Below are 17,593 nucleotides of genomic sequence, written 5' to 3' on the forward strand. Positions count from 1 at the left end.
GTCGGCGTCCGCTGCAGCGTGCCTGATGTGTGTCGCCTAGACAATACACCTCCTTTTCGATACCTTGCCTGTCGTTAACCAGGAGGAGGTGTTTCGATGAAGAAGAGCTTTCTTGCGGCATCCGCGCTTGCCGCGTCGACCATGATGACCGGTGTAGGGCACGCCGAACACCATGCTTTGTCCGAATACGAACTCATCGACAGGACGGACCTGTTCGGCAATCCCGTCGCATCACAAGGACGGATCAGCCCTGATGGCGACTGGGTCAGCTGGATTGCGCCTGACGATGGCGTGATGAATGTCTGGGTGGCCCCTGCTTCTGACCCTTCGAAGGGGACCGTCGTCACCGACGACCGTCACCGCGGCATTTCAAACCACCTCTGGTCGGTAGACAGCAAATATGTGCTGTTCGTGAAGGATAATGACGGGGACGAAAACTATCACGTCTATGCGACCGATCCCCGTACTGGGGCGACACGTGACCTTACCCCGCTTCCGGACGGCATCCGTGCACAGCTGATGGGTGTGAGCCGCGACCGTCCGGGCGTGATCCTGGTGGGCACGAATGAAAGAAACCCGCAGCTGACGGATCTTTATGAATACAGTCTGTCGACGGGCGAACGTAAGCTGATCGCGGAAAATCCGGGTTACGCGTCTTTCATTACCGACAACACTTACAAGCCGCGCATGGCAATGGTGCCTCAGCCTGACGGGGGGATGAAAACGGTCTTCCTCAACGAGAATCTGACGCCGGGAGAAGTCTTCGCCGACATTCCCAGCGAGGACATGCTGAACACCAATATCGTCCAGTTTTCGCGGGACAACGATACGGTCTACATGATCGATAGCCGGGAGCGAAATCTGGCCGCTGGTGTGGCTGTCGATCTGACGACGGGTAAACGGACCGTTCTGGTCGAGCCCGAGAAGGCCGATCTCAGTGACATCATGGTCGACAACGAGACCTATGAACCAATCGCTTACGCAATGAACTACCTGAAAAGCGAGTGGACTGCGATGAACGAGGAAGCTCAGAGCGAGCTCGATTTCCTCGATGCCAATCTCGAAGGGGAGTTTTCGGTCAGCTCCAGAACGCAGGACGACAAGACGTGGATTGTTTACGAAGGCGCGGCCCAGGCTCCAGGACAGTATTACATCTACGACCGCGAGGCAGACACGCTGACGCCGTGGTTCGCCACGCGTCCTGACCTCTCGGAAGCCCCTCTGCAGCCGATGCATCCGCTAGAGCTCAAGTCTTCTGACGGAAAGACGCTGGTTTCCTACCTCACTCTTCCGCCGGGCAGCGATCCGGACGGAGACGGGCGACCGGACAAGGCCGTCCCCATGCTTCTGTGGGTCCATGGCGGCCCATGGTCGCGTGACGGGTACGGCTACAATACGGTCCATCAGTGGATGGCAAATCGGGGATATGCGGTTCTCAGCGTGAATTACCGCGGTTCGACCGGGTTCGGGAAAGATTTCACCAATGCCGCGGTCGGCGAATTCTCCGGTAAGATGCACGACGATCTGATCGATGCAGTCGATTGGGCGGTCGAAGAAGGCATTGCGCAAGAGGATAAGGTGGCGATCGGCGGCGGAAGCTACGGAGGCTATGCGTCTCTGATCGGCGTCACTTTTACACCTGACCGCTTCGCCTGCGGTGTCGATATCGTGGGGCCTTCAAGTCTTGCGACCCTGATCGAGAGCTTCCCGGAATACTGGAAGCCGTTCCTGGCCGGCACCTGGTACCGTTATGTCGGCGATCCGTCCGACCCGCAGGCGCGCGAAGCGATGATCGCTCGGTCTGCAATCAGTCGGATCGACGATATTCAGGCGCCGCTGCTGGTTGGCCAAGGCGGAAACGATCCCCGCGTGACCAAGCCGGAAGCGGACAATCTGGTATCTGCCATGCAGGACAAGGGTCTGCCGGTCACCTACATCAATTATCCCGATGAAGGGCACGGTTTCCAGAAACCGGAGAACCGGCTCAGCTTCTTTGCCGCGATGGAAGGCTTCCTCGGCAAATGTCTCGGCGGGCGGGTCCAGCCTATCGGCGATGCTTTCGAAGGCAGTTCGGCAGAAGTTCTAGCCGGTGCAGAATATGTGGATGGCCTGGGAGACGTGTCGAAAGGCGGCTGATTTCCCAGCTTTGTGATTGCATAACAGGGCGCGGTTCCGTTAGCGGGGCCGCGCCACTTGTTTTTCGGAGCTGCGACATGAAACTCGGCCGCCTCAATCACATCGGTGTTGCAACACCTTCGATTGAAGAAAGTATCGCCTATTATCGCGAAACGATGGGTGCGGTCGGAATTGCCGATCCGTTTGATCTGCCTGAGCAAGGCGTGAGGGTCTGTTTCGTCGACACGCCCGATAGCTCCGGCGAGGTTGGCAAGGGCACGCAAATCGAACTGATCGAACCGTTTGATGAAAATTCTCCCATCAACGGCTTTCTGGCGAAAAACCCTGCAGGGGGTCAGCATCACATCTGCTATGAGGTGGAGGATATCGGCGCGGCCCGGGAATGGTTCGAAGGCAAGGGCAAGCGGATCCTCGGACCCACGCGTATCGGCGCGCATGGCACTCCCATTTTTTTCCTGCACCCAAAGGATATGATGGGACAGCTCACCGAAATCATGGAAACGCCCAGGAAAAATGCGCATGGGTCAAACTGACGCCTGCGCGATTGGAAATGCGATGACAGACAAGCCTAGCTATGACGACTGGAAAGCCCGCGCCGACAAGGAGGTGAAGGGCCGTGACCTCACCTGGCACACGCCCGAGGGCATCGCCGTTAAGCCGCTTTATACGAGCGAAGATACGGAGAGCCTCGATCCCGGCGTGCCCGGCATCGCGCCGTTCACGCGCGGACCCTATGCCTCGATGTACACCGGGCGTCCGTGGACAATTCGTCAGTATGCGGGCTTCTCGACTGCCGAGGAATCCAACGCTTTTTACCGCCGCAATCTCGCGGCGGGTCAGAAGGGCCTGTCGGTCGCGTTCGACCTTGCCACGCACCGCGGCTATGACAGCGACCACAGCCGCGTGGTGGGCGATGTCGGCAAGGCAGGCGTGGCCATCGACACCGTGCGCGACATGGAGATCCTGTTCGACCAGATCCCGCTCGACACGATGAGCGTTTCCATGACGATGAACGGCGCGGTAATTCCCGTGCTCGCCTTCTACATCGTCGCGGCGGAGCGACAGGGCGTCTCGCAGGACAAGCTCGCCGGGACCATCCAGAACGACATCCTCAAGGAGTTCATGGTCCGCAACACCTATATCTATCCACCCGAACCGAGCATGCGGATCATCTCGGACATTATCGCATATACCTCGGCCAACATGCCGAAATTCAATAGCATTTCGATCTCGGGCTATCACATGCACGAGGCCGGGGCGACGGCGGTGCAGGAGCTGGCCTTCACCATCGCCGACGGCAAGGAATACGCCAAGCGCGCGATGGAGGCGGGCCTCGATCTCGATGCCTTCGCGCCGCGCCTGTCCTTCTTCTGGGGCATCGGCATGAACTTTTTCATGGAGATCGCCAAGATGCGCGCCGCGCGCCAGCTCTGGCATGATGTGATGGACGATCTGGGGGCGCAGAACCCGAAGTCGAAGATGCTGCGCACGCACTGTCAAACCAGCGGCGTTTCGTTGCAGGAACAGGACCCTTACAACAACGTCATCCGCACAACGATTGAAGCGATGGCGGCCGTGCTGGGCGGGACGCAGTCGCTCCATACCAATGCACTGGACGAAGCCATTGCACTGCCGACCGACTTTTCCGCCCGCATCGCGCGCAACACGCAGCTGGTGATCCAGGAAGAAACCGGCATCACCAATGTCGCCGATCCGCTGGGTGGCAGCTATTATATCGAAAGCCTGACCGCCGCGCTGGTCGAAAAGGCCAAGGCGATGCTCGATGAGGTCGAGGCGGCGGGCGGCATGACCGAATATGTCGCCAGCGGTGAGCCAAAGGCGCAGATCGAGCGCGCAGCGGCGGCCAAGCAGGCCAGCGTCGATCGCGGCGAGACCGTGATCGTGGGCGTGAACAAATATCGCCGCGATAAGGAAGACGAGATCGACACGCTCGATATCGACAATCACAAGGTTCGCCAGAGCCAGATCGCCCGGCTCGAGGAAGTGCGCGCCAAACGTGATGAATTCGCCTGCCGCGCCGCGCTCGATGCGCTCGCACGCGGCGCCGCGCAGCGCGAAGGCAATCTGCTGGCCCTCGCGGTGGAAGCCGCACGCCACGATGCCACCCTCGGCGAAATCAGTCAGGCGATGGAAGATGCCTACGGCCGGTATGACACCGTGCCATCACCTGTCCGCGGGGTCTATTCCGAAGCCTATTCAGACGACAATCGCTACGCCCAGGTCGTGGAAGGCGTAAAGGCGGTCGAGCGGCGGCTGGGCAGAGCACCCAAGCTGATGGTCGCCAAGATGGGCCAGGACGGTCACGACCGCGGTGCCAATGTCATTGCCAGCGCTTTTTCCGACATGGGTTTCGAAGTGGTGTCCGGCCCGCTGTTCCAAACCCCGGCCGAAGCGCGCGACATGGCGCTAGAAAACGATGTCGACGCCATCGGCGCAAGCAGTCTCGCGGCTGGCCACAAGACGCTGATCCCCGAACTCATCGGCTTGCTTAAGGAAGCGGGCCGCAGTGACATCAAGGTGATCGCCGGGGGAGTGATCCCGCAGAAGGATTACGACTTCCTGCGCGATGCCGGGGTGCAGGGGATTTACGGCCCGGGCAGCAACGTGATCGAATGCGCTGCGGACGTGCTACGCCTGCTCGGCCACAATATGCCGCCCGCGGGTGAGGATCTGGACGAGGCGGCGGAGTGAAATGCTGTTCCCATTCCGTCATTGCGGGCGCAGCGAAGCAATCCAACTGATGTCGTTTCCGGCAACACTGGTGGTTCATCGCGGCAGCGCAGAAGAGGCCGAAATGAGAATCTTTCATCGCGTTTTAATGCTATGCTTCGAATTGCTGGGATTTGTCGCACTAGCGATCATGGCCATTATGCTGCTTTCACTGGTTGATTTAGGGGGCAGGGGCCTTGGGCTTTATTTCGCCGCGATCGGTGTAGGCCTAATTACATGTGCGTTCATGCTTTTTTATGGCGTGACCCGATTTCATCAGATTTTGGAAGAAGATAATTGATAGACGCAAAAGCTAACGGGCTTTCAATCCGTACCGACTGGACCCGCGACGAAATCGCAGGCCTCTTCGAACTTCCGTTCACTGAGCTGCTTTTTCGCGCGGCTACCGTCCACCGCGAGAACCATCCGCCCGAGCAGATCCAGCTCTGCACGCTGCTCAGCATCAAGACCGGCGGGTGTCCTGAGGATTGCGGCTATTGCTCGCAATCGGTGAAGGCCGACAGCGGCGTCGAGGCGACCAAGTTGATGGAGGTGCAATCGGTCCTCCAGCGCGCGGCGCAAGCGAAGGATCAGGGCAGCCAGCGCTTCTGCATGGGCGCAGCATGGCGCAACCCGAAGGACCGCGACATGCCCGCGATCGTCGAGATCGTGAAGGGCGTGCGCGCCATGGGGCTGGAAACCTGCATGACGCTGGGCATGCTGACGCCCAAGCAGGCGGACATGCTCAAGGAAGCCGGGCTCGACTATTACAACCACAATGTCGACACCGGGCCGGAATATTACGAGCGCGTGATCTCCAGCCGCAAATACGAGGACCGGCTCGATACGCTCAAGAACGTGCGCGACGCAGGCATCAACGTGTGCAGCGGCGGTATCGTGGGCATGGGCGAAACGCGCGATGACCGCGTCGGCTTCGTCCACACGCTCGCCACTCTCGAACGCCATCCCGAAAGCGTACCGGTCAATGCTCTCGTGCCGGTCAAGGGCACGGTGCTGGGCGACATGCTCGCCGATACCCCGCTGGCCAAGATCGACGATATCGAATTCGTCCGAACCGTGGCGGTCGCGCGCATCTGCATGCCGATGAGCATGGTTCGCCTGTCGGCCGGGCGCGAAAGCATGAGCGAGGCGACGCAGGCACTGTGCTTCCTCGCGGGCGCAAACTCGATCTTCACAGGGGACAAGCTGCTGACCGCTCCCAATGCGGGCGACGACAGCGATGCGGCGCTCTTCGCCAAGCTTGGAATGACGGCTTTACAGCAGGAAGAACCGATGCGGGCGTGCAAGGTGGTGGAGCCGGCCGAGTAACCAGCGGCCCGTTTTTACGGCACTGGATCGACAACCACTGCTCTAACTGTGAGGTTGCTAAAGGGGTTCCTGCGCTAAGTGAGAGGATAACCTCTAGAGCGCAGGGGCTTACGCAATGCGGTTAATCGGCTATGCGAGCCGGCAACGGGAAGAGAACCGAAGGCAGATATGTTCAAAAAGATACTGATCGCAAACCGCGGCGAAATCGCCTGCCGTGTCATCCAGACCGCCAAGCGCATGGGGATCGCCACCGTGGCGGTCTACTCGGACGCCGATGCCCGCGCGCCCTTCGTGAAGATGGCGGACGAGGCGGTGCATATCGGTCCGGCTGCTGCTGCCGAAAGCTATCTGCTTGCCGACAAGATCATCGCGGCGTGCAAGGAAACGGGCGCCGAGGCGGTCCATCCGGGCTATGGCTTCCTCTCCGAGCGCGCGAGCTTCGTCGAGGCGCTGGCGAAGGAGAACATCGTCTTCATCGGCCCGCCTGCCAATGCGATCGCTGCCATGGGCGACAAGATCGAATCCAAGAAGCTGGCAGCCGAAGCTGGTGTGAACACCGTGCCAGGTTCGGGCGGAGCCATTGCGGACACCGCCGAGGCGCTCGAATGGGCGAACAAGATCGGTTATCCGGTGATGATGAAGGCCAGCGCCGGCGGCGGCGGCAAGGGCATGCGTCTCGCCTGGAACGATCAGGACGTGAAGGACGGCTTCGAAGCCACCCAGCGCGAAGGCAAGAACAGCTTCGGCGACGAGCGGGTTTTCATCGAGAAGTTCATCGAGGATCCGCGCCACATCGAAATCCAGATTCTGGGCGATCAGCACGGCAACATCGTCTATCTCAACGAGCGTGAATGCAGCATCCAGCGCCGTCACCAGAAGGTGGTGGAAGAGGCCCCGTCGCCCTTCGTGACGCCGGAGATGCGCAAGGCCATGGGCGAACAATGCGTCGCGCTGTCGCGTGCAGTGAACTATTTCAGCGCCGGGACGGTGGAACTGATCGTCAGCGGCGCCGATCCGACCGGCGAGAGCTTCTACTTCCTCGAAATGAACACCCGCCTCCAGGTGGAGCATCCGGTGACGGAAGCAATCACCGGTGTCGATCTGGTCGAACAGATGATCCGTGTCGCTGCAGGCGAAAAGCTGCCGTTCACGCAGGACGATATCGGCATCGACGGCTGGGCGATCGAAAATCGCGTCTACGCCGAAGATCCCTATCGCGGGTTCCTGCCGTCCATCGGGCGCCTTGTTCACTACCGGCCGCCGGTCGAAGGCTGGACCGACGACGGAGCCGAGAACGGGCGCCGCGGCGTCGATGGCGTAAGGGTGGACGACGGCGTGTTCGAGGGCGGCGAGGTCAGCATGTTCTACGACCCCATGATCGCCAAGCTCGTCACCTGGGGCGAAACCCGCGACGAGGCGGCCGACAAGCAGGTGCAGGCGCTCGATGCCTTCCGCATCGAAGGGCTGGGCCACAATGTCGATTTCCTCAGCGCCATCATGCAGCATCCGCGTTTTCGCTCGGGCGAACTTACCACCGGCTTTATCGCCGAAGAATATCCCGAAGGCTTCATGGGTGCGCCGCTCGATAAGCAATTGCGCCGCGTGCTTGCCGCCGTGGGCGGAGTGATCGCGACCGCCGATGCCGACCGGGCGCGGCGCATCGAAGGTCAACTCGCCGCCGATCTCTATGCTCCGGGCGACTGGACGGTGCGGATTGGCGAGCGCGAGGAAGGCTCCACCAGCCACGAAGTGCGGCTGGAGGAAGATGCCCCGACTGTCGACGAAGAGCCGATCACGATCGAGATGCAGTATACGCCGGGCGAAACCATGGTCGACGTGGCGCTGTACGAGAATGGCGCGGATGAGGATTCCGCGCCGGTCGAAACCTACACTTTCCAGCTCAAGCCCACCCGCACGGGCTATGCGGTGACGACGCGCGGGGCTACGCACACGCTGCGTATCCTGCAGACGCGTGTCGCCCATCTGGCGAGCCACATGATCGAAAAGACGCCGCCCGATTTGTCGAAGCTTCTGATCTGCCCGATGCCCGGTCTGCTGGTGAAGCTGCATGTCTCCGAGGGTGAGGAAGTCCAGCCGGGACAGCCGCTCGCCACGGTGGAAGCGATGAAGATGGAAAACATCCTTCGCGCCGAAAAGCAGGCGACTGTGAGCAAGGTCAACGCTGCCGAAGGCGACAGCCTCGCTGTCGACGAGATCATTCTGGAGCTGGAATAATATGCATCTGTCGCATGCGAGCGATGCGCCTGCTGCGGAACAAACCGACTTCGCCACTTTCCTGAAGGCCGATATCCGCGTCGGCACGGTCGTTTCGGCAGAGGATTTTCCGGAGGCGCGCAAGCCTGCCTATAAGCTGATGATCGATTTCGGGCCGGTCATCGGCCGGAAGAAAAGCAGCGCTCAGATCACGGCGAATTACACGCGGGAAGAGCTCATCGGTCGGCAAGTCGCGGCGGTCGTCAATTTCCCGCCGCGCCAGATCGGGCCGCTCATGTCCGAAGTGCTGACACTCGGCTTTGCCGACGAAGCCGGCGAGGTAGTGCTGTTTTCGCCGGACAAACCGGTGCCGGACGGTTCGCGCCTTTTTTGAAGACCGCCGTTTGAATTTCCCGCTTCGTGACGAGTACTAATCGGCCAGATCGAGGTGATAGCATTGGTTATGCGGCCCGTTCTCGTATTGTGAAAACGCGTCTCCGGGCATGAAGCCCCGCCTTCGATATAGCGTGATCGCCGGGAGGAATTCCTCGCTGGTGCCTGTTTCGAGGCTGACGCGGGAAAAGCCCTCGTTCCGGCAAATCTGAAGGAGCTCTTCGAGAATCGCCTTCGCCACGCCCTTGCCGAGGTGATCGGGCAGCGTCCGCATGGATTTGAGTTCGACACTGTCGTTTCCAAGGCGCTTCATTGCCCCGATACCCATCAGCGCCGCACCATACCACGCGCCTAGCACGGTCGTGTCGGGGCCGGAAAGTCCTGCAATGTCCAGCGCCCAGCTTGTGCCGGGAGGGGATATACGGTGCATGTCCCGCTGGTGATAGGCGATCAGCGCCCGGACATCGGGATCGTCAAGCCTGGCTTGCTCGACCTTCACCGCTTCAATGCGCCTGCAATTGGCCATTGAGAAAAACGGCGATATCGGCCAGGTCGACGTCCTTTGCCAGCCAGGCATCGCCAATTCCGCGCAGGAGGATGAAGGGCAGGGTGCCTGCATCCATCTTCTTGTCGTGTAGCATATGTCCGACAAGCATATCCCCGGTCGCGTCCATTCCCAGCGCTGCGATCTCGCTCGGCAGGCCGGCAGCATCGATCGCTTCGGTAATCCGCTGGCTGTCTGCCTCTCTTAGTTCTCCGCGCCGCGCCGAATAACGCGCGGCGAGGACCATGCCGAGCGCTACCGCCTCACCGTGAAGCAGGCGTTCGGAAAAACCGGTTTCAGCCTCGAGCGCATGTCCGAATGTATGGCCGAGATTGAGAAGGGCGCGTGTCCCGGTGGTCTCGCGCTCGTCTTCTGCCACGATGCGTGCCTTGGCCGCCACGCTGGTTCCCACGGCGTGTTCGAGCGCGGAAGCCTGCAAATTCACGACATCCGGGCCGTTTTCTGCCAGCCAGTCGAAAAATTCCGCGTCCCCCAGAACGCCGTATTTCAGAACCTCGGCATAGCCGGCGCGCAATTCACGCTGTGGCAGGGTGGACAGCGTATCGAGATCGGCAAGAACCAGTGACGGCTGGTGGAACGCGCCGACCAGATTTTTGCCGGCTGGCGTGTTGATCGCGGTCTTGCCGCCGACGGAACTGTCGACTTGGGCAAGCAGCGTAGTCGGCAGTTGGACGAAGCCGCAGCCGCGCTTCAGGATGGCGCAGGCGAAGCCGGTCAGGTCGCCGACCACTCCGCCGCCAAGGGCAAGGACATGGTCTCCGCGCTCGACTCCCTGCTCCAACAACCACTCGGTCAGTCGGGCAAGGCTTTCCCAACTCTTGGAGGATTCGCCGGGCGCCACCTCATACCACTGCAGTTCTCTGCCCGCAATTTGCAGGGACGCTTCGATCACGGCGCCCCAATGCGATTTGGCATTCGCGTCGGCAACGATCGGCACATTCTGTTTGCGCAGAAACGGCGCGGCATGGTCCGCAATATCCTGCAGCAGACCGTGCGCTACCTTTACCTCGTAACTGCGACCGGCCAGCTCGACGGGGATTATTGCCATCCACTCAATTCCTTCAGCAATTTCTCGACCGTCGCTTCGTGCGGGCCGTCATCCGTAACGATATGGATGTGAGCTTGCGCATAGGCCGCGCTTCGCAATTCCTTCAAATCGCGCAGAATGGTCCGCGGATCGCCAGTCTTGAGCAGCGGGCGTGTGTCCTTGCGCGACGTTCGCTCGACCAGCGTGTCGATGTCGCAATCAAGCCATACGGCGATGCCTTTTTCGAGGACAAGCGTGCGCGTTTCGCCATCCACGAAGGCGCCGCCGCCGGTCGCGATTACACCGTGGCCTTCTTCCATCAGTCGGGCGATTACGCGCCGTTCGCCAGCGCGGAAATAGGCTTCGCCATGGGCGGCGAAAATTTCCGATATGCTGCGATCGGCAGCACGCTCGATTTCTTCGTCGGCATCGATGAAATCCACGTCGAGCGCATTTGCGAGCCGCCTGCCGACAGTGGTTTTGCCGACGCCCATCAGCCCGACCAGCACGATCGGCCGGGCTGTGGCGGACGCGGTTTCGAAACCTTTGGCAGAAGAGTTCGCGTTGTTCATTGCCGCTCGGCCTATAGATGCGCTAGGGCGCGGGCAAGGCACATGGATATTTGCACGAGGATACGAAAAACTTGGTCGTGAAACGTTCCGCCCTTGGCTGGATCGCGCTGCTGGCGGTCCTCGGCATTCTGGTCGCCGCCTGGATCGATGGCGGCGAAGAGCCGCTCCGGCCAATGAGCCATTCGGTCCAGGTACCGGAGAGCGCGCTGTGAAGCGGGGTCTGCTTCTTGCGGGGGCAAGTCTTGCTCTGACCTCGACCGTCGTTCTGGCGCAGCGGGCACCGGAAAGCATCCTTCCGCCCGCCACGCAGTCGCCAGCTCCCAGTCCGGAGCCAGCGCCCGCACCGGCTCCTGCACCCGCGCCTGCGCCCGCTCCGTCACCGACAGAGGGCGAGGTCGTACAGCCGCTGCCGTCGCGATCTGCTCCGGCCCCGGTCGACACGTCGAACGTCAGCCCGTCGGACATCCCGTCAGCCGCGGAACTGGAAGCGATGACCACTTCCGAGCTGGACGAACTGTTCGGGCTCAAGCCGCGCTACGACATTCCCCCGGGCGCCCAGCGTTCGACCGAGGAAATCGGCGTTATCGGTCCGGGCGAGGGCGGCTTGCCCACAGGTTCGCTTGCTCGCCAGCCCGGCTCGATCGTGCAGGCGGCACTCGCTGCCTCGCAGGGACCGGTTATATCGCGCTGGGGTCATATCCTCCTGCGCCGCGCGCTCGCGAGTAGGCTCAATGCCCCGGCAGGCATGAGCGATGTCGACTTTGCGGCGCTGCGTGCCACCACTCTCAATTCCATGGGCGAACATGCCGCCGCACGCGCGCTGGTCCAGGACATCGATGCCGCGAATTACAATGGCGCGCTCGTCAATGCCGCTCTGGGTGCATACCTCGGGACGGCGGACATCGTGGGCGCCTGTCCGGTCGTCCGGCTGGACGGGGTGAGCGGCGAGGGGCTGCAATGGTCGATGCTGGAGGCGATCTGCGCCTCTTTCGCGGGTGAAGCATCGGGAGCGCAGAACGATCTGCGCCGTCTGCTCAACCGCACCGAGACTGACCGTATCGATGTTCTGCTGGCGCAGCGCTATGCCGGATCCGCCGGACAGGGGCGCCGGGCAGTCACGATCGAATGGGACGGCGTGGAAGAGATGAACCCGTGGCGGTTCGCGCTGGCCAATGCCCTCAGCATCGATCTGCCCGAAGAGCTTTCGGAAGATCTGGGCCCCTATTACCTCAAGTCTTCGGCGCTGATTCCTGCGCTTCCGGCCGTGCAGCGGCTGCGCGGCGCGGACGAGGCGGCTGCGGCAGGCATACTGTCAGCCGAAGCAATGGTGGACCTCTACTCGCAGCTCTATGCCATGCGCGCCAATGAAGAGCAGAGCGCCGGCCTGACCACTGCCATTCGGCTCGGCGATGCCTATACCGAAGCCTCTGCGGCGGAGCGGCTCGCCGCCATCAAGGACGTGTGGGGCGGTGACGAAACGGATTACGGCAGGCTCGTGCTCACCGCATATGCCGCGGCCCGCCTGACTCCCACTGCGGATTTCCAGAGCGACTCCGGCAGGCTGATCGCTTCCATGCTCACTGCCGGTCTCGATCGCGACGCCATGCGCTGGGCCGATGTCGTGGACACCGGCTCTGTCGGCTGGGCCTTGCTGGCGCTGGCCAACCCGGCTGGCGAGGAAGTGAGCGATGGGGATTTCGGCAGTTTCGAGGATGACGATGGCTCGTCGGGCAAGCGCAAGTCGCGCATGCTGCTGGCCGGACTGTCGGGGCTTGGCCGTTTCTCTTCGGGCAATATCGCGGAATATAGCGATACGCTCGGCGTGGACCTGTCCGCACCCACCGCTTGGACGCGAATGATCGACCGTGCGGCGGCCGCCGACAATGCTGCCCTGGTGACCATTCTCACAGGCCTCGGCATGCAGGGAACCCGGTGGGACCAGATGACGGCGCGCCATCTCTACCACATCGTTGCCGCGCTCCAGCAAGTCGGGCTGGAAGCGGAAGCACGGATGATCGCTGCGGAGGCGGTTGCACGCGCCTGAGGGCTCCGATGACCGGTATCGACGACTTCCTGGCCATGCTCGCAACCGAACGCGGAGCGGCGCGCAACACGCTGCTCGCCTACGGCCGCGACCTGCGGCAGGCGGAAGAGATGGCGGGTAGCGAGCTGGCCTCGCTCAGCGCCGCGCAGCTGGCCAAGCTGGGGCAGGGATGGTCCTCGCTGGCGCCGTCGACCATGGCCCGCAAAATTTCTGCCCTGCGGCAATTCTACGGTTTCCTCGTCGATGAAGGCGAGCGCGAGGATGATCCCACCCATGCCTTGCCGCGCCCCGCAACCCGCCGCCCGCTGCCTAAGATACTGTCGCATGATCAGGTGGAGGTGCTCTTCCAGTGCGCGGAGGCAGGAGCGGAAAGCGATCGGCCAGAGGCAGTCCGCCTGCTGACCATGCTCGAGTTGCTGTACGGATCGGGATTGCGCGCCACCGAACTGGTCTCGCTGCCGCTGTCGGCGGTGCCGCGGGACGAACCATTCCTGACCGTCACCGGAAAGGGGGGGCAGGCCCGGTTGGTCCCGATCAGTTCGCGGGCCAAGAAAGTGCTGTCGCGTTGGCTGGCCGTCCGCCCCGCCGATTCCCGCTGGCTGTTTCCGTCGCGCAGCGGCCATCTGACGCGCATTCGCCTGTTCCAGCTGCTGAAGGACCTGGCGGCGCGCGCGGACCTGCCGCCTGAAAAGCTCAGCCCGCATGTGCTGCGGCATGCTTTTGCCACACACCTGCTGGAGGGCGGGGCGGACCTGCGCGCCTTGCAGACGCTGCTGGGACATGCCGACATCGCGACCACGCAGATATATACCCATGTCGATGCTGCGCGGCTGGTGAAGCTGGTAAACGAACGCCACCCGCTTGCACGCGCGCGCGCCAGCGACTAGCGGGGTGGCGATGATTTCCTATCTCGAATTTGAAAAACCTGTCGCGGAACTGGATCAACGCATTGCGGAACTGCGTGCGGCAGCGGAAGGCGACGATGTCGATATCTCCAACGAGCTGAAGCGGCTCGAGGTGAAGAGCGCCAGCCTGCTCGAAACCACCTATGAATCGCTCTCGCCGTGGCAGAAAACGCAGGTAGCACGCCATCCCGCGCGGCCTCACTTTCGCGATTATGTCGAACATGCATTCGACGAATTCGTGCCGCTCGGCGGCGATCGCACTTATGGCGAAGACGAAGCGATCATGGGCGGCCTCGCCCGGCTCGGCGGCCGCAAGGTGGTGCTGATCGGCCATGAGAAGGGCAACGATACGGCCAGCCGGATCCGGCACAATTTCGGCATGGGCAAGCCCGAAGGCTATCGCAAGGCCATCCGCCTCATGGAAATGGCCGGGCGGTTCGGCCTGCCGGTGGTGACGCTGGTCGATACTTCCGGCGCATTTCCCGGCGTCGAAGCCGAAGAGCGCGGTCAGGCCGAAGCCATTGCCCGGTCCACCGAAGCATGCCTCGCGCTGCCTGTGCCCATGGTGGCCAGCATCGTGGGCGAGGGCGGTTCGGGCGGCGCGGTCGCCCTTGCCAGTGCAGAGCGTGTGCTGATGTTCGAACATGCGGTCTATTCGGTCATTTCGCCCGAGGGCTGCGCCTCGATTCTCTGGCGCACGGCGGAAAAGGCGCCCGACGCAGCCGAAGCGATGAAAGTGACGGCGCAGGATCTCGAACGCCTCGGCGTCATCGATCGCATTGTGGGTGAGCCGGTCGGCGGCGCGCACCGCGATCCGGTTGCCGCGGCAAAGGCGCTGGGCGAAGCGATCGGCGAAGAGCTCGACATGCTCTCGCGCAATTCTGCCGACGAACTGAAACGGATGCGTGAAGAGCGGTTTCTGAAAATCGCCGGCTGAGGCACTTGTGGCCTGCGGCGAGCGGGAACAACCGTATGCTACTTAAGTTTCTCCTTGCATAGTTACAACTTACGGGCGTGGGGATGTCTCTGCTCGCCTGTGCAAGGGGAGCCCTAAATGCCCAGCTTCAAATCAATCGCCGCCGCGTCGACCGCTACTGTTTCGCTAGCCTTGGGCGGCTGTGCCGCTCTGCCGGGCGGTGGCAACATTCCCAGCGCCTCTGAACCGATCACCCAGAGCGAGGCGCAGATGGGGGCGCAGGCACACCCCGAATTGCTCGCCGAATTCGGCGGCGCGATGACCGGATCCCAGGCTCAATATGTGGAGCAGGTGGGCAAAACGATTGCAGTCCAGTCGGGCCTTGGCAATGCCCGCGACAGCTTCACGGTCAGCCTCGTCAACAGCCCGGTAAACAACGCTTTCGCCATCCCCGGCGGCTATGTCTACACGACGCGCCAGCTCGTTTCGCTTATGAACAATGAAGCGGAACTGGCCGGCGTTCTTGGCCACGAAGTCGCCCACGTCGCGCTGCGCCACTCGCAGCGCCGCCAGGCCGCTGCGCAGCGCAATTCCCTGCTGGGTGCCGGTGCAGCGATCCTTTCGGGCATTCTGCTCGGCGGCAATCCGCTGGGCCAGCAGATCGGGCAGGCGGCCCTGCAGGGTTCGCAAATGCTGACGCTGAAGTTCTCGCGCAGCCAGGAACTCGAAGCAGATACGATGGGCATCCAATATCTGCAGAAGGCAGGTTACGATCCGCGCGCGATGGCCACCGTTCTCGCCAGCCTCGCAGCGCAGAACGCTCTCGATGCCAGACTTCAGGGCCGCGACAACGCCAGCCTGCCCGAGTGGGCGTCGACTCACCCGGATCCGGCCAGCCGTGTGCAGGCGGCGGCAAGCCAAGCTCAGGGAATGACCGGTGTAACCAACCGCGATACGTTCCTGACCCGCATCGATGGCCTGACCTATGGCGATGATCCGTCGCAGGGCATCGTCGAGGGGCGTCAGTTCATCCATCCGGAACTGCGCCTCGCATTCACTGCGCCGCAGGGATTCTACATGGTCAACAGCACCAGTGCTGTCTCGGTCAACGGGCAGAGCGGGAAGGCACAGTTCTCGCTGGCGCCGTATAACGGCAATCTCCAGACCTACGTGAATTCCGTCTTTGCGAGCCTGAGCCAGCAGCAACAGATCCGTCCGGGCAATATCCAGACGACCACTGTCAACGGCCTGCCAGCAGCTTATGGTACGGCGCGCGTCAATAACGGGAATGGCCAGGTCGATGTGACGGTCTTCGCCTATGAGTTTGCGAGGGATCGTGCCTATCACTTCCTGGCAATCACTCCTGCCGGCGGCGCCAGCACATTCAATTCGATGTTCTCGTCGGTGCGCCGTGTCTCGGCTTCGGAAGCGGCCAATGTCGTGCCCCGTGTGCTGGACGTAGTGACCGTGCAGCGCGGCGATACGGTCAGCTCGCTGGCGCGGCGCATGGCTTACGGCAGTGCGCAGGAAGAACGCTTCCGGGTGCTCAACGGGCTTGCCTCTGGCGAGGGCGTGACTGCCGGGCAGAAGGTAAAGATCGTGGTTCGCGGCAGCTGATCTTGTCTCCGAACTATTGAATTCAAATAGAAAAGGGCGGCGAGGTTTCCCTCGCCGCCCTGCTTTGGATGATTCGTTGCGGAAACGAATAGTGGGTTTAGGCGTCGCCATCCGGCGCAGGGGTTTCGGTGTTAGCCCGTTCCATCTCACCCGAAACCTTGTCAAAGGTGTTATTCAGATTGTTGCCGAGCGCGCCCATGGCGGCCATCGCAGCAACTGCGATCAGAGCAGCGATCAGGCCGTATTCAATTGCGGTCGCGCCTTCTTCGTTCTTACGAAGCGTCTTGATGAATTTCATTTTATGTCTCCTGGTTCAGTCTTCGATACCCGACTCTCACCGCGTCCGACGGCTCGAGTTATCCTCGTTCTGACACGAACTGATTGACAAAACGCTAATCAGGTCGTGTTTTCTTCGCACGTCACTTGTTGTTGGCACTGTCCACCTTGGAACTGACATTTGTCCACATGGAGATGGTCTCCTGTCCGAAGGTCTTTACGGCACCAACAAGTGCCAAGAAAATCAGCGCGAGGATCAGCCCGTATTCAACAGCGGTCGCGCCCCGTTCATCGTGTCCCAATGCTTTCAAATATCGGACCACTTGGTTTGTCCCTCTTGTCGTTTCGTAGCTGACATCCTTCGACTAGGGGGGCAGGTCTTAAGAAAGTCTTTTCACGGATGACGAGATTGGAAAAAATTCCGACATGGATGCCGGTTGTCGCTGTCAGGCTCGTGGATGACAGGGGGCGCTGGCTTATGCATCGCCGTCCGCCGGGCAAGCATCATGCGGGACTGTGGGAATTTCCCGGCGGCAAGGTGGAAGGCGGCGAAACGCCAACAGAAGCTTTGGTGCGCGAGGTGCACGAGGAGCTGGATCTCAAGATCGAATCGAGGGACCTTGTGCCCGAAACTTTTGCGCAGGAAGCGGTGAGCGAGGGCCGCCCGCCAATTGTCATACTTCTTTACACCTGCGCTTCCTGGAGCGGGGAGCCTCGACCACTAGAAGGTGGGAAGCTTGGCTGGTTCCTGCCCACCGACGCTGCATTGCTCGACCGGCCGCCGCTGGATATCGCCCTGATGAGCCGATTGCTTGAAAAAATTGCAGATTAGGTGTTGCCAAGGTCTCAGCTTCTGCCTATTGGCCGCC

At 61.6% G+C, this 17,593-nt stretch carries 18 protein-coding genes; 13 read left to right on the top strand and 5 right to left on the bottom strand.

Translation table 11 applies throughout. The features are described 5' to 3' along the window. Window positions 1–96: 96 nt before the first annotated feature. The 7 genes from ACI2I1_RS09265 (at window position 97) to ACI2I1_RS09295 (ending at window position 8,803) form a co-directional block, all read left to right on the top strand. Window positions 97–2,136, top strand: a complete 2,040-nt coding sequence (locus ACI2I1_RS09265) for a S9 family peptidase (RefSeq protein ID WP_404678872.1) — start codon at window positions 97–99, stop codon at window positions 2,134–2,136. A gap of 77 nt (window positions 2,137–2,213) precedes the next feature. Beyond that, window positions 2,214–2,669 carry a methylmalonyl-CoA epimerase gene (mce, locus tag ACI2I1_RS09270; RefSeq protein WP_404678873.1) on the top strand — a complete coding sequence of 152 codons (456 nt, stop codon included), beginning with the start codon at window positions 2,214–2,216 and terminating at the stop codon, window positions 2,667–2,669. Between the two features lie 22 nt (window positions 2,670–2,691). Continuing rightward, window positions 2,692–4,848 (top strand): methylmalonyl-CoA mutase, encoded by a 2,157-nt coding sequence (gene scpA, locus ACI2I1_RS09275; protein WP_404678874.1) that lies wholly within the window; start codon window positions 2,692–2,694, stop codon window positions 4,846–4,848. Between the two features lies 1 nt (window position 4,849). Continuing rightward, window positions 4,850–5,167 carry a hypothetical protein gene (locus ACI2I1_RS09280; RefSeq protein WP_221541806.1) on the top strand — a complete coding sequence of 106 codons (318 nt, stop codon included), beginning with the start codon at window positions 4,850–4,852 and terminating at the stop codon, window positions 5,165–5,167. Continuing rightward, window positions 5,164–6,195 (top strand): biotin synthase BioB, encoded by a 1,032-nt coding sequence (gene bioB / locus ACI2I1_RS09285; protein WP_404678875.1) that lies wholly within the window; start codon window positions 5,164–5,166, stop codon window positions 6,193–6,195. Before ACI2I1_RS09280 ends, bioB begins: the two co-directional genes overlap by 4 nt. 168 nt (window positions 6,196–6,363) lie before the next feature. Next, window positions 6,364–8,430 carry a biotin carboxylase N-terminal domain-containing protein gene (locus ACI2I1_RS09290; RefSeq protein ID WP_404678876.1) on the top strand — a complete coding sequence of 689 codons (2,067 nt, stop codon included), beginning with the start codon at window positions 6,364–6,366 and terminating at the stop codon, window positions 8,428–8,430. A 1-nt stretch (window position 8,431) separates the two neighbouring features. Beyond that, entirely contained in the window at window positions 8,432–8,803 is a 372-nt protein-coding gene (locus ACI2I1_RS09295; RefSeq protein WP_404678877.1) for a tRNA-binding protein, read from the top strand. Window positions 8,804–8,839: 36 nt separating this feature from the next. Here ACI2I1_RS09295 and ACI2I1_RS09300 read toward each other — a convergent pair whose 3' ends face one another. The 3 genes from ACI2I1_RS09300 to ACI2I1_RS09310 are packed head-to-tail and all read right to left on the bottom strand — an operon-like array spanning window position 8,840 to window position 10,966. Further along, a complete protein-coding gene (locus ACI2I1_RS09300; protein ID WP_404678878.1) occupies window positions 8,840–9,301 on the bottom strand; it encodes a GNAT family N-acetyltransferase in 462 nt (153 codons plus the stop codon). A 4-nt stretch (window positions 9,302–9,305) separates the two neighbouring features. Continuing rightward, the gene (gene aroB / locus ACI2I1_RS09305; protein WP_404678879.1) at window positions 9,306–10,415 is read right to left on the bottom strand and encodes a 3-dehydroquinate synthase; all 1,110 of its coding nucleotides are present in this window, start codon (window positions 10,413–10,415) and stop codon (window positions 9,306–9,308) included. Beyond that, complete coding sequence (locus tag ACI2I1_RS09310; RefSeq protein WP_404678880.1) at window positions 10,406–10,966, bottom strand: shikimate kinase; 561 nt, start codon at window positions 10,964–10,966, stop codon at window positions 10,406–10,408. Before ACI2I1_RS09310 ends, aroB begins: the two co-directional genes overlap by 10 nt. Before the next feature lie 77 nt (window positions 10,967–11,043). Between ACI2I1_RS09310 and ACI2I1_RS09315 the strand changes: the two genes are divergently transcribed. From ACI2I1_RS09315 to ACI2I1_RS09335, 5 genes are all read left to right on the top strand, one after another. After that, window positions 11,044–11,178 (top strand): hypothetical protein, encoded by a 135-nt coding sequence (locus ACI2I1_RS09315; RefSeq protein ID WP_282098236.1) that lies wholly within the window; start codon window positions 11,044–11,046, stop codon window positions 11,176–11,178. Then, the gene (locus ACI2I1_RS09320; protein WP_404678881.1) at window positions 11,175–13,010 is read left to right on the top strand and encodes a hypothetical protein; all 1,836 of its coding nucleotides are present in this window, start codon (window positions 11,175–11,177) and stop codon (window positions 13,008–13,010) included. The genes ACI2I1_RS09315 and ACI2I1_RS09320 overlap by 4 nt, the downstream gene beginning before the upstream one ends. Before the next feature lie 8 nt (window positions 13,011–13,018). Further along, on the top strand, window positions 13,019–13,897 hold the full coding sequence (locus tag ACI2I1_RS09325; RefSeq protein ID WP_404678882.1) for a tyrosine recombinase: 879 nt from the start codon (window positions 13,019–13,021) through the stop codon (window positions 13,895–13,897). Window positions 13,898–13,907: 10 nt separating this feature from the next. Continuing rightward, on the top strand, window positions 13,908–14,852 hold the full coding sequence (locus ACI2I1_RS09330) for an acetyl-CoA carboxylase carboxyltransferase subunit alpha (protein ID WP_404678883.1): 945 nt from the start codon (window positions 13,908–13,910) through the stop codon (window positions 14,850–14,852). Window positions 14,853–14,969: 117 nt separating this feature from the next. Beyond that, entirely contained in the window at window positions 14,970–16,448 is a 1,479-nt protein-coding gene (locus tag ACI2I1_RS09335; RefSeq protein WP_404678884.1) for a M48 family metalloprotease, read from the top strand. 97 nt (window positions 16,449–16,545) lie between these two features. Here ACI2I1_RS09335 and ACI2I1_RS09340 read toward each other — a convergent pair whose 3' ends face one another. Beyond that, window positions 16,546–16,746 carry a Flp family type IVb pilin gene (locus ACI2I1_RS09340; protein ID WP_404678885.1) on the bottom strand — a complete coding sequence of 67 codons (201 nt, stop codon included), beginning with the start codon at window positions 16,744–16,746 and terminating at the stop codon, window positions 16,546–16,548. A gap of 121 nt (window positions 16,747–16,867) precedes the next feature. After that, a complete protein-coding gene (locus tag ACI2I1_RS09345) occupies window positions 16,868–17,047 on the bottom strand; it encodes a Flp family type IVb pilin (RefSeq protein ID WP_404678886.1) in 180 nt (59 codons plus the stop codon). 86 nt (window positions 17,048–17,133) lie between these two features. Here ACI2I1_RS09345 and ACI2I1_RS09350 point away from each other — a divergent pair, with 86 nt between their 5' ends. After that, window positions 17,134–17,556 (top strand): (deoxy)nucleoside triphosphate pyrophosphohydrolase, encoded by a 423-nt coding sequence (locus tag ACI2I1_RS09350; protein WP_404678887.1) that lies wholly within the window; start codon window positions 17,134–17,136, stop codon window positions 17,554–17,556. The last annotated feature ends 37 nt before the right edge of the window (window positions 17,557–17,593 follow it).

Source organism: Qipengyuania sp. NPDC077563 (assembly GCF_044901345.1).
GTDB lineage: Bacteria > Pseudomonadota > Alphaproteobacteria > Sphingomonadales > Sphingomonadaceae > Qipengyuania > Qipengyuania aestuarii.

Excerpts from the sequence above, each read along its gene's own strand:
- ACI2I1_RS09265 (WP_404678872.1), top strand. The coding sequence starts at position 97 with ATGAAGAAGAGCTTTCTTGCGGCATCCGCGCTTGCCGCGTCGACCATG.
- mce (WP_404678873.1), top strand. The coding sequence starts at position 2,214 with ATGAAACTCGGCCGCCTCAATCACATCGGTGTTGCAACACCTTCGATT.
- scpA (WP_404678874.1), top strand. The coding sequence starts at position 2,692 with ATGACAGACAAGCCTAGCTATGACGACTGGAAAGCCCGCGCCGACAAG.
- ACI2I1_RS09280 (WP_221541806.1), top strand. The coding sequence starts at position 4,850 with ATGCTGTTCCCATTCCGTCATTGCGGGCGCAGCGAAGCAATCCAACTG.
- ACI2I1_RS09290 (WP_404678876.1), top strand. The coding sequence starts at position 6,364 with ATGTTCAAAAAGATACTGATCGCAAACCGCGGCGAAATCGCCTGCCGT.
- ACI2I1_RS09295 (WP_404678877.1), top strand. The coding sequence starts at position 8,432 with ATGCATCTGTCGCATGCGAGCGATGCGCCTGCTGCGGAACAAACCGAC.
- aroB (WP_404678879.1), bottom strand. The coding sequence starts at position 10,415 with ATGGCAATAATCCCCGTCGAGCTGGCCGGTCGCAGTTACGAGGTAAAG.
- ACI2I1_RS09310 (WP_404678880.1), bottom strand. The coding sequence starts at position 10,966 with ATGAACAACGCGAACTCTTCTGCCAAAGGTTTCGAAACCGCGTCCGCC.
- ACI2I1_RS09325 (WP_404678882.1), top strand. The coding sequence starts at position 13,019 with ATGACCGGTATCGACGACTTCCTGGCCATGCTCGCAACCGAACGCGGA.
- ACI2I1_RS09330 (WP_404678883.1), top strand. The coding sequence starts at position 13,908 with ATGATTTCCTATCTCGAATTTGAAAAACCTGTCGCGGAACTGGATCAA.
- ACI2I1_RS09335 (WP_404678884.1), top strand. The coding sequence starts at position 14,970 with ATGCCCAGCTTCAAATCAATCGCCGCCGCGTCGACCGCTACTGTTTCG.
- ACI2I1_RS09340 (WP_404678885.1), bottom strand. The coding sequence starts at position 16,746 with ATGAAATTCATCAAGACGCTTCGTAAGAACGAAGAAGGCGCGACCGCA.